Origin of the sequence: Streptomyces sp. NBC_00386, assembly GCF_036063235.1 — a bacterium.
Lineage (GTDB): Bacteria > Actinomycetota > Actinomycetes > Streptomycetales > Streptomycetaceae > Streptomyces.
Window position 1 is genome coordinate 22175 of record NZ_CP107950.1, and the last position, 13386, is coordinate 35560.

Consider the following 13386-nt stretch of genomic DNA (forward strand, 5'->3'; position numbering starts at 1 on the left):
ACCGGCCGGCACCGGTACCTACAGGCGCGCCAACCACACTGAGCAACAACCGCCGCCCCACCCAGCTCACTGCGCAACACCAAACAGCCAGCTCAGCCCACGAATCCCCCGGCGCCGGACACGCGACTCCACGTAAACCCCACCGGACGGAACAGACCCACCGCTCAGCACAACTGAACAACGCCAGGCCACAACCAAGATCAATAAGCAAACGCGTCAGCTACGCCACAAGCGCCGGACTCCGGACCATCCGCTTCCACGATCTCAGCCACTCCACCGCCACCCTGCTCCTGGAACAGGGCGTCGACCTCGTCGTCATCAAGGAACTCCTCGGCCACGCCCACATCGGCGTCTACGCTCACGTACGCCTCCGCCTCCAGCGCCAGGCCATCGACACCCTCGGCAACGCCCTCAACCCGACCGCCCCCCCCCCCCCCCCCCCCCCCCCCCCCCCCGACGACCCGCCCGCCGCTGCCGCCGTCCGCTGACGTTGCCGTCAAACGGCGACAGGGGCCCCACCGGAGATCACTCCGGTGGGGCCCCTGTCCATTCGCCTTCATTCCCTAGAAATTGCACCGACCAGGAATTGATAGAGGCGAACACGTGAAGCCTGGATGCATCGAATGAGGTACCACGATTCGATCTATCCGCACGAAGATGTGGCGCTCGCTGGAATCTTGTATGCAGCCGCAAGGGCCTTATCGAAGATCACGAGCAGAGCGTCAGGCATATACGTGAATCCCGCACCATCAGCCTCACCGAGTGCAATTACCACGTTCGACTCATTGGCGAATCTGAAGTTGTAGGCCCAAGGCATCTCTGGGCATCCGTCGTTAGGGATGTGCCAAGCAATACCGATGCCCGCGATCGATACACCCAAGAAACCCTCCCAATCGACGTGGTCGCTCACGTCGACGGGATCCCCGGGCAGGCTTGCGCTCGTATCTCCGGGATTCCTGAGTTCGATTGCCATCCCTTCGTTGACCCCATCCATCGCCCAGGACAGAACAAGCGCAGATCCGCTTTCCATGCCCAGCTCAACGGCCACATCGACTTCGTGAGCGCGATCTTCCCTGTGCCCTTCGGGCCATCCTTCCCCCCGCAACGCCACGTAGCGAACCGTTCTCACGGCCTCGCCCACGACAGCCTCCCGGAGTTCAGCAAGCCCCGCACCGCCATGAGCCAGGGCGGCCCACGGATTGATCACTGCCATGCCTAATACCGCCCGAAGTATTGGAACTGCCCATTTGCATCGAAGGTCGCGCCGATCCCGCGCCCACCAGCGGGGTCCGGCATGATGTACCGCGTCCCGCCAGCGAAGTTTCCAGAATTAACAGGAGACTTAGCGGTCTTCGGGTTGGTCAGAATATCGTCCAACAGATCCTGGCCAGCGGATTTTAGCTGCTTACCTGGAACCACGGGGAGATCCCCACGGTTCATATGCTTCTGATATTCGCGTCCCGCATGAGTCATATTCCCCTTAGCCGGACGCATCCCGCTCTGCGAAAGAGCATCCAAGTCGGGGCATCCACCAGAATTGTGAACGAGGACCGGTGTCTTGCCCGCCAGCACATAGTACGTGTGAAGGCCGTCGACCGTGAGGTTGTAGGTACGAGCTTGCCCGATGTAGCTGCGGTTACCGGTGATGATGACCGTGTCGCCGTCGTCGGTGAGCAGGGTCATCCCCGATTTGAGCTTGCCAGCCGGGGTCCATTTCCCTTCGGATGGGGACCAGAACGGGTGTCCGGACGTTGCCGTAAGTTTCTCAACGCCGTCGGCTGTGGCGATAGACAACTCGTTGAAGCTCTTGTCATCGTCGGTGACGATCAGTTGGGTCACCTTGCGGCGGCCCGTTTTACCCGACTCGGGGTCGGTCGCGACTACTTCATCGCCTACCTTGACATCCTCGATGTCCTTTGTTTTTCCGCCTGCCATGAGGACGTCTGTGCCAGCCAGGAAGCACTTGCAGTCCGAAAGGGCGAGCTTCCCCATCTTCGACAGCTTCGCCAGTCGTAGCACCTTCAGAACCGGGAGGTTCATCGTGATCTGGGCAGTGCAGCTCCAGGTCAGATCTTTGGCGCACTGTCCCGCCTGACTGAAGTCAAAGACGAAGAAATTGAAGAGTTCCTTACCCTGCTTGAATCTGCGGTTCTCTCCCTGCGGAAGGACCCCTAGGAATGTGGCCCCGCCTTCCAGCATGGTTTCTTTGAAAACCATTTGCGTCGAACCCGACGAGATAGTGATTGTGGTGACGGTCGACCCGTCATCACCTATGGGATCTCTTTTTTCCTCATACGCGTTCCAGGTGCCGTCGTCGTTCTGGGTGAAATTCTCCCTGGTGCCGTCCGAACAGAGGCCGGCGGTTCCGCATTGGCCGACTGGCTTGAGTCCGCTGGGGTCGGAGTAGTTGATGGGGTCGTTGTTGCTGTAGCTGTAAGCGGAAAGGTTTTGCGGGTCATACGGGACGCTGAGGGGGTCTGGGCTGAGGAAGCGTCCCAGGTTGGGGTCGTAGGCGCGGGCTCCGAGGAGGGACAGGCCGGTGCTGGTGTCTTCGGTTTTGCCCAGGAAGCCGTTGCTGGTGCCAGTGGGCAGGCTGCCGCTGCGTTCGTCGCCGAAGGGGGTGTAACGGCGGCGGGTTGCAGTGCCGCTGATGGCGTCGACCGTGAGTTGGGTGGAGGCCTGGTTGTCGGCCATCAGGTAGGTGACTTTGCCGTCGGCGCTCGTGTTGCCGGTGGTGGTGCGCATGGCGACGGTGGCTCCGTCGATGCTGTAGTACCGGGTGGCGCTGACCTGGGAGCCGTCGTTGCGCAGTTCCATGCCGCCGATGTAGGCGACGGTTTCTGTGGGGGTGGTGCGGACGGCGAGGTCACCGGTGGCGTCGTAGACGTAGCGGGTCAGGGTGCTGCCGCCGGTCGTGGGGGTTGCCTTGACGGTGGAGAGCTGGCCCAGCTTGGTCCAGGTGTAGTCGGTGGTGACGTTCGGTTCGATGCGCTTGAGCATCGTGCCGTCGTAGTCGTAGGTGAGGGTGTCGGTGCCGGTGGTGGTGCTGACGTCGTTGCTGGTGGTGATGTGGTTGATCTTGCGAATGCCGTGGGGCTGGTCGGCGTTGGCGGTGGTCCAGGTACCGGAGTCGTTGTATCCGGGGTAGAGGTAGTCGCGGGTGGTGTCCGTGCCGCTGTGGTCGGTGTCCTTGACGGACTGCAGGTTCCCAAGGCGGTCGTAGCTGTACGCGGTCTGGTACGGGGACGTTCCGGTGAAGTCCGAGTACGACGGCCATATGCAGCTGCCGGCGCGAGTGTAGGCGTCGGTGAGACGGGCCTGATCGTCATAGTTGAAGCACTGGGACTGGACGGGCTGTCCGTCGGCTTCTTCCTTCAGACTTGTGATCTTGCCGCTGCGGTCGTAGCCGTAGGTGTCCTTCTGTGATTCGGTGACGAGCTGGTTGGCAGTGGTGGTGGTGGAGATGCCCTGCAGCCAGCGGGTGCCGGTGGTGTCCTGGTAGCTGTACGAGCGCTTGGTGGTGACAGCGTCACCGGGGCCATCGATGGGGTTGGTCGGCTTGCCGTAGAAGCGGTCGAGCAGGCGGCTGTACGGGTCGTAGGCGGTGGCGCTGACGTAGGTCTGCTGGCTGGAGGTGAGGCTGTCGGGCTGTCCGTAGGAGTTGTAGCTGGTGGTGACGGTCTCCGCGTCCATCCCGCTGGCTGCGGGGCCCTCGGGGTATTTCACCGAGGTGACGTGGTCTGCGGCGTCGTAGGTGAGGGCGGTTGTGTAGTCGCCGGCGAGCCCGGTGACGTTGGCCGGGATGGTGACGGTCGTGCTGGTCGGGCGGCCGCGGCCGTCGAAGTTGTTGATCTTGGTGGTGTAGGTGTTGCCGCTTGTATCGCGGCTGACGGCCGAGGTGATCTGCCCCTTGCCGCCGGGGATGGTCGGCCCGTCCCAGCTCCACGCGGCCAGTTCATCGGCCCCGCTGGTCACAGACATCTTGCGGCCCAGGGTGTCGTAGTCGTAGGTGAGAACCGTCTTCGGGGTGCCGAGAGTGCCGCCGCTGTCGGCTGTCGGGTAGTTGCTGCTTGTTTTGGTGATCTGCCCGGCTTTGTTGTACTCGGCGGTGGATACGCCAGCGTCTGGGTCGTCGGTTTTGATGCGCTGGCCGGCCCAGTCGTAGGTGTAAATGGTGTTGTTGCCGAGCGGGTCGCTGATCTGCTTCAGCTGACCGGTGTCGGTGTAGGTGTACTGCGTGGTGAACGCGGAAGTTCCGTTGTGCTCGACGACCTTCGAGGTCTGCCCGTCCACGTTGGTGTAGGTGTCCGTGGGACCGCCGACCGAAGGGATGAAGGTGTTGTAGTCGCCGTAATAAGCGGCTGTGCTCGACCCGTACATCGATTCAACGGAGTCGGTGCCGTTGCCTACCATGATTCTGGAGGCGGTGGTGCGCCCGGCCCAGTCGATGGTGACGTCCGTATAGGACGGCAGGTCCTTCACCGCAGGGTTGGCGGGCCCACCGCCGACGCCGAAGCTCAGAACCCCGCCGTTGAGGAAGACCGCGGAGGTGCCGGTGACGTTGCCAGCTGTGTCGTAGCGGGTGACGGCCACCTGGCGGTGGCCGGTGTCGTGCTCGTCAGGCACCGGCGCTTGTGACTCCAGGGCGCGGCCCAGGCCATCGACGTAGGAGTACGTGGGCAGGTAGCTGCTCCCGGACTGAAGGGTCTGGGCGCTCACACCCGAATAGCCGTCAACGGAGTCCGGAACCCCGCTAATCGTGGAGGTCGGGATGCTGTAGCTGAACTTCAGCGACGGTGAACTGCCGGTCTCGGTGGGCTTCCACACCTCGAGGGTGCGTCCCGCGGCATCCAGCGTGTATGTGGTGATCTTCCCGTTGACATCCTCGGTTTTCGTCGGCACACCCCAGAAGCGGGAAAGGTAGACCTTGGTGGTCAGCGGAACGAGCGGGAAGGTCGGGCCGTCGGGGTCGGGTGTGGTGGTGATGATCCCGTTGACCGGCCAGTTGTCGTTCGGGCTGTAGGTGGTGGTGGTGCGGTTCTCCCTGCCGTCCTCGCTCCACACCACCCGGCCGCCGCTGTCGTAGCGGGCCTTCGTCTGCAGGAAGTCGGTCGATCCTGACGAGGCAAAGGTGTGGGTCTCGGTCGGGTTGCCGTCGACGGGGTTGTTGGCGGCGACGGAGGTGGCGCTGTCGTAGAAGGTTTCGGTGAAGCCGTCCTGGTTGGCGCCTGTGTTGCCGGCTGCGACTCGTCCATCGCACCCGGAGCCGGCGGTGTTGTAGTGCCTGGTCTCGTCGACGACGACCAGCCAGCGCTGGATGCTGGAGCCGTCGAAGAGATCGTCGTTGTAGGCGCGGCCGAAGGTGGTGCAGCGGTTGTCCGAGACGCCCTTTTCGCCCTGGTCGTCGACGCGAGAGGGCAGGCCGTACGTGTTGGCAGTGGCGACGTCGTCGAACTCGTTCTGGACGACGTGATCACGCCAGCCGGTGGAGATCTTGGTCGACGTGGTGGTTTCCGTCTCCCGGACGAAACGGGCGTCGGGCAACCCGACGTAGGTCGCGGTGGTGTGGACCCAGTACTTGTGGAACACCCGCTCGTGGGAGCTGCCAGTGTCGTCCCGCTGCGACGTCTCGATCGTGTTGCCCTGCAGCCAGGGCGAGTCGGTGTAGGAGGTGCCTTCACCGTCGGTGACGCTGACCGAGCGGGTTTTGGAGGAGTCGTCCTTGTCGGTGCGGTCGCCGTCCAGGCCGCGGTAGAGCCAGTGGAAGGTGGAGTGCTTGACGGTGCCGGTGCCAGTGGTGACTTCGACCTTCTGGTAGCCGCGCCAGTCCGACCAGGTCTCGTCGCTGTCCTTGGTGAGAGGGTCGTTGGTGAAGCGCCAGCCGGCCCCGCCCTGGTAGTCGTAGGTGGTCGTCATCTCCGGGTCGCCGTCCTGGTTGCTGGTCACCGTCGGGTCGACGGTGACCTTGGTGACCAGGAACTTCTTGAACCAGCCGGTGGTGGAATCAGTGGCGCCCTCGGGGGTCCACTTCTGCCAGTAGCAGTCCTGGGCGTTAGACGACTGCGTGGGATAGGCGTCGGAACTGCACGCGTTGGGCGAGCCGTAGGTGACGGTGGTGGTCGCGCCGAGGTCGCCGTGGATCGACTCGATACGGCGGAAGTTCAGCTCCTTGGTGCCGACCTGGTTGTCGAGGTCGATGCCGTTGAAGTTGATGACCGGCAGAACGATGTTCGTGCCGGTGCCGTACGCCTTGCGCTGTACGTAGTCCAGCCACAGCGTCTTGCCGATCGAGCCGCTCGGGTTGGGCAGGCCGTGCTTGGTCTGGTACTGCTGCACCACATCCCAGCCGTTGGCAGACGTGTTCAGGACAGAGGTCTTGATGTCCCACAGCATGTCCTTGGTGAAGAACGTGGGGAAGTACGTCTTGCCCGCGCAGTAGTAGTCCGTCGAGCTTCCATCGCACATCAGATCGATGGGCACGTCCGGATACGACGATGGATTTCCAGAGATCGACGGACAGGGCTTCGGCTCGCTGCGCAGCGGGTCCGCATCCGCCATCCGCTCCACGCAGCGGCCCACATGGGTCAGTTCGACCCGGCCGGTCGGCTTGGAGCCGGGGATCTGGGTCGCCCACCCGTACTGGATGTCGCGCAGGTAGCCGCCGGCGGTGTAGGAGCGGGCTTTGTCGGTCTGTTCGGCGATGGACCGGTAGTAGTTGGTTTCCTTGTCGTAGAAGTAGACGGCCTCGACCTCGTTGGCGTCTACGACACGGTCCAGGTTCCACCGCCAGGCCTGCGTGCACGGCACCGGGAACTTGTCACGGCAGGGCTCGCCGGTGTTGTTGCCCACCACCGGAACGGTGAAGACCGAGGCTGTCGCGCTGCCGGTGCGCTCGGAGCGGCCCCAGCCGAAGTAGTAGCGCTGACCGGTCTGGGGGGAGATCACCCAGTACTCGTCGTCCGCACCGTGCCCGCCGGTCAGGTGCTGCACCCGCCAGCCCGGGTCGTCTTGCACGTGGTAGGAGCCGGTGCCGGTGCCGTCCTGGATGAGCTTGGAAGAGACGCCGTTGAGGTTGATGACGTAGACGGCGCCGTCCGGCTCTGTCGCGGTGTTCGGCGAGTCCCAGCACAGGTCGCCGATGCCCGTGCCGTCCTGGCTGCAGTTGCGGTAGCGGCGCTCGATGAACCCGACGCTCAGGTCCCAGCCCATACCAACCCAGGAGGCCTGGTTGTTGGTGGCCGAGGTGCGGCCGTCCACCGACTGCGAGTTGTACGTCATCGCCAGCGACGGCGCCGACCCCATGACCGGCTTGGGCAGGTCCACCGGCAGGCTGTAGGCGAAGGCACCCGACCCAGTCGAAACATCCCAGGAGCCGGTCGGCGACAACGTCGAGGCCCGGTAGTCGCCCGCATCCGAAGACGAGCTGCTGGTGACCGCGTACACGCTGGCCGAACCGCTCCCCAGCTGCGAGGACAGGCCGCTGCTGTCGGGCTCTGCGACCACGGTCGCGGTCAGCGTGCCCTTGGCGGTGTCGTTGTCGACGGGGACGAATTCGCGGCTGGTGCAGCCGTCGGCGTCGGGGGTCTCCAACGCGCAGGCTGGCAGCTTCACCAGCCGCAGCCGGGAGGCGAAGTCGCCACCGTAGGCGTACTTGAAGCCGGAGTAGTCGATCCTGACCTGTACGTGCCCGGGCTCAGCCACTCCGTCGGAGCGGGTGACCTGGAGACCGAGTCCAACACCTCCGGCCGGCGCGATGTCCTCGCGGTCCAGTACCCGCACGTCGACCTGCTCGGGAGACACGGGGTCGTCGGCAGGCTCGGTCGAAGCAGAAACCGAAGGAGAGACTGAGTCCGATGCGGAGTCGGAGGGCTCGGGTTCGGAGGTCACGCTCGCTTCCGGCACGGGTGACGTGCTGGCCTCTTCGGGGCTGTCCGAGGGGACGGGGTCCGTGGACGGTGAGGCGTCATCGTCCGTGAGGCGTGCCGAGCCCAGCTGGGAGGCCGGCCCTTCCTCCTCGGGCACGGGTGCCACCTCGACGACGTCCGCGACCTCGGTCGCGTCCTGGCCCTGCGACGGCGAGGCGGACGGACTCGGTGTCACTGTGCCAGGATCGCCGGGGTCCGCCTGCGACAGATCCACTGTCGCCTCGGCCGCCGTCGGCCAGTCCGGCTTCGGCAGAGCCTTGCCGACCTCTTCCGCCTGCTGGTCTGGCACCGTGCCCAGCGACTGTGACGGCACGACTGGTATCGCATCCTCCGCAGCCGCCGCCTGGCCCGGCGACACCACCGACATCGTCGACAGCAAGCCAGCCATCACAGCGCCGGCTAGCCCAACCGATAGGAAACGCGAGCGCCTTACGGCCACCCGACCCCCCTCACACATGCCACCTGCAGCTCGTGCAAGGGCAGTCCAATGAATCCTCTGCCGCCCTCCGGACATGCCGAATACGCCCATCAGCACGGTGGGCTCGGCGTGGCCCGGAATTTGATCAGTGAACCGGGACAGTAGTTCTTGTGAATCAGGTGTGAAAAGAGGATTCGATCATGGGTTGCCCCAAGAGGCTGTGATCTTGTCCACAACCAGACAGCCTGCAAGTGCAGGCCCCTGACCTGCACTTCAGGCACAAGCACCAGTCCGCTTGTCGGTCGTGTGCGGCATGAGGTTCGTGCTCCGGATGCCTCCGGGCGGCAGCCGTGGAGGAATGCCTGCACGGACACCGAGAATCGCGTGTTGAGGGACCGGGCGTTCGTCGGTCTGGTCGCCGTGCTCTACCCGAGCCTCGTGCCGGCGCTCGGACTCGCTGTGGCCGCGTTCATGGCCCTGGCGTTCTTCCTGAAGCTGTGACTGCCATGGCGCGGCCCGGCTCAACACCGGGCCGCGCTGGCCGCTATAGCCGGACCTGGGACGGCGCACAGCAATACGTGTTCACCACTGACCTGTTCCGCTGCTCGCAGTGCCGGGTACGAGGTGGTGGCCCGGGACGCGGACGGCCCGAAGGTGCCGCCGACCGGCGGTTGTACATGACCGCCACACCCCGCGCCAGCCACGCACCCATCGGCGGCGCGCGATGCTTGCCCGGTCCGCCCGGTCAGGTGGCGCCGGAGCTACTGCGCTGGGCGGGGCCTGTGCCGCTCATGAGCGTACTCGTGGGGTTGCGTTGGGGTGGCGTTCGCGCTGGCACCGACTCATGGCGACGGCCACGGAGGTCTTGATGGCGTATGGCATTCCTTTTTGCCCCCCGGCTTGGACGGGGCGTCACAGATCCACAGGTCACGTGCCGCCATGTCACGATTCCAGTCGGCCACCGTGAACGTCCGGCTGGACACGGTGAGCACTTGGTCTTGGACGGTGCTCTCTGGGACCTCGACTCCGGCACGGAGCTGCTGGAGAACCTCGGAGCGGCTGCGATGCGCACCGGTCTTGCCGACCGCTGTGGCCGTCGTGAGGAACGCGTCGCGGCCTGTGGCCTCGTCGCTGTTGCCCGTCGCCGAGAACGCGACGTAGCTCAGCTTCACCCCCTCATACGCGCCCGGGTAGGTCTGCGCATCGATGCTGTGTTCTCGACGACTGTGTTGATGTCCGCGGCCAGCACGGGTGGCTTCGTAACTGAGAGCGGGGTTCTGGCACACATTCCGTGAGAGCGGTGGACGAGTCTCTTCTGATCGGCAGACTGGAGCGATGCGGATAGAGAGCGTCGCCAGGATCCAGGCAGTCAGGCTCGCCGTGACGGTCGGTGCAGTCATTGCCGCTCCAGTCCTGTTTGTGGCTGGGACTCTGTTGCGCCGCCGCATGTTGCGTCGCTACTACCGCGAGGACGGTTCGGGCCTTATGAGCAAAGAGGACGGTTGGGTGAGCCCGGGGTACTTCGTCGTCACCAACATGGTTGTTCGAGCCCTCTGCTGGCCGTCGGAGTACGTACTCCGACGGCTTCGTCCTGCCTGACCAGGGCAGTCATCGGGCGGCGGCGGTGAGAAGTACCCGTTTACGGAGGAGCGGGAGCTTGGCGCGGCCGAACATCTGGCGCTTGACCATCTTGATGTGGTTGACCCGGCCTTCGACGGGACCGGAGTTCCAGTGACTCGTCAGGCCCTGGACGACGGCGCCCCAGTCCTTCTCCAGGCCGGTGGCGAAAGAGTGGAGGCCCGGAAGCTCCTCGGCTCGCGCGCTGACGACCCATTCCTTCAGATGCTGGCCGGTGCGAGTGGTGAGGATGGCAGCGAAGCTGCGGACAAGGCGGTGGGCCGCCGCGAGCTCCGGGCAACGGGTAAGGACTTCGGTCAGCTGTTTTCCCTCACTCTCCGAGAGCCGGTCGGGGTGACGCATGATCCACCCAGTGACTTGTCGGAGTCCTGGTGGCGCGGGCCCGACGACGCGGATACGGCGTCGGCGTCGTGGCCGTAGATAGTCGCTGATGATCTGGTAGCTGCCGCGGTAGCCGAGGTCCTGGAGCTCGGAGTGGAGCTGGATCGCGTTGATGCCCCCTTCTGCCCAGCGTTTGTCCAGGTGGGACTTGTAGGGGTCGAGCTGGCTTGGCCGAGGTTGCTGTCGGCCGCCGAGTAACTCCTCAGGAGTTGCCGCGCGGGCGCATCGGCGGACCGTGTTTCCACCCATGTGTAACTCGCGAGCGATCTCTCGAATGCCATGGCCCTGGTGGAGGAGCGCGTGGACGATGGCGTGACGTTCACGGATACGGGCTTCGATCGGCGACATCTCCCTTGCCGACGGCGGTTCAATATCCGGCAGTTCACCCAGGCCGGAGCCGGGTGACCGCAGGCAGACGGTGTGCCGGCGCACGCATTGTTCCACCGCGGTGCCAAGGTTCTGCCACAGGTGAAAGCGGTCAACGACCTGGACTGCCTGTGGGGCCCCAACGCGGGCGCCCTCAGCGTAGGAGCCGGCACGATCCCGGCAGATCACCTCGATCCCAGGATGCTCACGCAGCCACGTGGCCAGCGTCCCCGCGTCCCGTCCTGGCAGCAGGGCGAGCGGTTTGCGGGTCTCGCAGTCGATGAGCACGGTCCCGTAGTGCTGCCCACGGCGGGTGGCAAAATTATCGACCCCGAGCACCTTGGGCGCTTCCCAGTAGGGATCAGGAAGGGCCATCAGCAGCCGCAGCAGCGTCGTCCGGCTGACCGCACTGTGCAGTGTTACGGCCAGCCGGGCGCCAGCGCGGCCTGCGAGCGCGACGGCCAGGGCCTCCAGAACCCGGCGCGAAGCAGGCGTCCGTCTCCCGTACCGGAAGGTCAGCCCCGCGACCTGCTCGACGAACGTACGACGCCCGCACAGGCCGTTGCCGCAGTACAAGCGCCGCACGGTCAACTCGATCAGCACCGGCTGGTCGCCGATCGGACTATCGGCCAGGCGACGCTCGTAGCAGCTGTGCACACGATTCGACGGAAGTTCACAGTCCGGGCACGGAGCAGCGCCATCGAGGGTTCTCACAACGATGTGCACCACACCGCACTCCGTGAACACCCGCTCCACCAGAACCGCTTTGAAGTGCGGAAACAGCACCGCTATGAGGTCATCACACCGCACCACGGTCTCAGATGACGGTACGTCACCGTGGCAGAACCCCGGTGATCGTCCTCACGGAATGTGTGCCAGAACCCAGGACTCACCGATAAAGCCAGTCCGGCCAGTGCGGCGGCCGTGGGCCGCTCTTCCGGGGATTTGGCCAGTGCGGACGTCACCAGGGTCAGGAGGTCGTCGGAGATCCCGGCGAGGTCGGGGCCGGCGGAGATCACTCGGGCGGCGACCGCGTCCGGTGCGCCGGTGCCGAACGGGAGGCCCCCAGGGGCGAACCGAAGGACGCTCGAGTACTAGGCGGGAGTTCGAGGCCCGGGTTCGTGTCGGTCATCGGGACGCAGGGGCCGACGAAGCGGGAGGCGCGGAAGGCTCACTTCCGTTCTCCGGCGCCGACGGACCGTTTCCTGCCCCGAACAGGAACGCCAGCAGCGTGACAACAACGAGCACGGTCCCGATTGCCGCGACCGGGTCGCCCTTCGTCTCCAGCCCAGGCTGGCTGTTCTTGGAATGGCGGTAGATGGCATAGCCGACGAGGCAGCCGACTACGAAGATCAGACCGTTCACCGGAGAGATGTACAGGTTCACCGAAGCCCTCAGAGGTTCCCGGGGCCTGCTACAGGCCCCACAACGATTGGGAAAGACCCCTCAGGGCGGTGCACGATGACACGACGGTCAAATCCGACATTCGCGTCTACCTAGCCACAAACTGAGGGGCTTTTTTTTAAGGGCCCCGGCCCTGCTGGAGAGGGAGTCAGCGTGCGGCCTGACGAACCTGCAGTGTGCCTGCGCTGAGCACACCCAGTGAACGGAGTATAGGGCGGGCACCTCCTGGAGGCGGTCGGTTCCCGGGAGTTGAACGCCTCCAGGGTCAGCTGCCTGACACCCCCGGACTGCCCTAATCAGCGGCATCGCAATGTACGTGACCTATCAGCACCCCGCCCTCGCGCAGCCGCTGAGTGTGGCCGCGGGCGTCGCAGCGGTGCTCCTGACGGCCGTCGGACTCATCGTCACTCGGCGCTGACCCCGGTCTGCTTCCTCCGGGGTGTGCGGCTACCGCCGAGACGAGTAGCACCAGAGCAGGCGCCTATTGCGGTTGGACATGGTTTCCCGGGCGGTCGCCTCGGCAAGGGGACGACCGCCCGGTCCTGCCGGAGCTGACCACAGCGGCAGAGCATCGCCTCACGTGGGGGTGAGAGGTGACGTGACACCCAGATCATCCTGCTGCCCTCTGCCCTCGAGGCGACGACTCGCCCGTCGCCGGCCGTGCTCGACGAAACTCACTCGTCCGCCTGCGGAAGGAGATGCTGTGCCGTGTCGCTCCCGGCAGGATGTCGTTAAGCCGATCGGTGCGCGGGATATCAGCGCTCTTGAGACTGCGCGCCGACCGAGGGCCCGAAGCCCAAGAGATCCGCTTCGGGCCCTCATCCCTGTGCGGTGCCCGCGTGGCGCCGGTTCTCCTGCTGTTGCAGGGTGAGGTTGCGGCGGCCCGGTGCCGACTCACCCTTCGCGGCCGGGCCGCCCCACGACTTTCCCGAACCACAGCCGTGCACCGCATCATGTCCAGGACCGGGGCGATCTCGGGTACTCGCCCGTGAGCGGGTGCAGGAGCAGCAAGCCGGCGAGGGTGTCGTCCAGCAGGCCTCGCAACGCAAGCCGGGCTTGAAGGCTGTTGTACGGCGACAGGCAGACCCTGAGGGGGGCGTGGGCTCCGCTGTCGTCACGGCTGTTCGATACGTCCTGCATCGTCATGCCATGAACAACGAGACGCGCCCGGAAGTCCGCGTGAGCCGAACGGGTACCGCGGGTGCGGCACACGAGCAGCCCGCCGTGGACCGCGCTTGCCGCTCCGACCCCGCC

Annotated in this window: 6 protein-coding genes and 1 pseudogene; 1 reads left to right on the plus strand and 6 read right to left on the minus strand. The window is 65.2% G+C overall.

Going from position 1 to position 13386, the window contains the following annotated elements; all coding sequences use genetic code 11:
• Positions 1–233 precede the first annotated feature (233 nt).
• Positions 234–488: pseudogene (locus OG780_RS00085) on the plus strand (tyrosine-type recombinase/integrase); the annotation flags it as partial.
• Positions 489–643: 155 nt separating this feature from the next.
• Here OG780_RS00085 and OG780_RS00090 read toward each other — a convergent pair.
• From OG780_RS00090 to OG780_RS00115, 6 genes are all read right to left on the minus strand, one after another.
• The gene (locus tag OG780_RS00090) at positions 644–1213 is read right to left on the minus strand and encodes a hypothetical protein (RefSeq protein WP_328443361.1); all 570 of its coding nucleotides are present in this window, start codon (positions 1211–1213) and stop codon (positions 644–646) included.
• A gap of 2 nt (positions 1214–1215) precedes the next feature.
• Entirely contained in the window at positions 1216–8313 is a 7098-nt protein-coding gene (locus OG780_RS00095; RefSeq protein ID WP_328443363.1) for an RHS repeat-associated core domain-containing protein, read from the minus strand.
• An 872-nt stretch (positions 8314–9185) separates the two neighbouring features.
• Positions 9186–9743, minus strand: a complete 558-nt coding sequence (locus OG780_RS00100; RefSeq protein ID WP_328443365.1) for a hypothetical protein — start codon at positions 9741–9743, stop codon at positions 9186–9188.
• A 208-nt stretch (positions 9744–9951) separates the two neighbouring features.
• The gene (locus OG780_RS00105; protein ID WP_328443367.1) at positions 9952–11514 is read right to left on the minus strand and encodes an ISL3 family transposase; all 1563 of its coding nucleotides are present in this window, start codon (positions 11512–11514) and stop codon (positions 9952–9954) included.
• A gap of 342 nt (positions 11515–11856) precedes the next feature.
• A complete protein-coding gene (locus OG780_RS00110) occupies positions 11857–12093 on the minus strand; it encodes a hypothetical protein (protein WP_328443369.1) in 237 nt (78 codons plus the stop codon).
• A 990-nt stretch (positions 12094–13083) separates the two neighbouring features.
• The gene (locus OG780_RS00115; protein ID WP_328443371.1) at positions 13084–13278 is read right to left on the minus strand and encodes a hypothetical protein; all 195 of its coding nucleotides are present in this window, start codon (positions 13276–13278) and stop codon (positions 13084–13086) included.
• Positions 13279–13386 lie beyond the last annotated feature (108 nt).

Coding starts and splice junctions, on each gene's coding strand:
- OG780_RS00115 (WP_328443371.1), bottom strand. CDS start 13,278: ATGACGATGCAGGACGTATCGAACAGCCGTGACGACAGCGGAGCCCAC.
- OG780_RS00100 (WP_328443365.1), bottom strand. CDS start 9,743: ATGACTGCACCGACCGTCACGGCGAGCCTGACTGCCTGGATCCTGGCG.
- OG780_RS00095 (WP_328443363.1), bottom strand. CDS start 8,313: ATGGCTGGCTTGCTGTCGACGATGTCGGTGGTGTCGCCGGGCCAGGCG.
- OG780_RS00090 (WP_328443361.1), bottom strand. CDS start 1,213: ATGGCAGTGATCAATCCGTGGGCCGCCCTGGCTCATGGCGGTGCGGGG.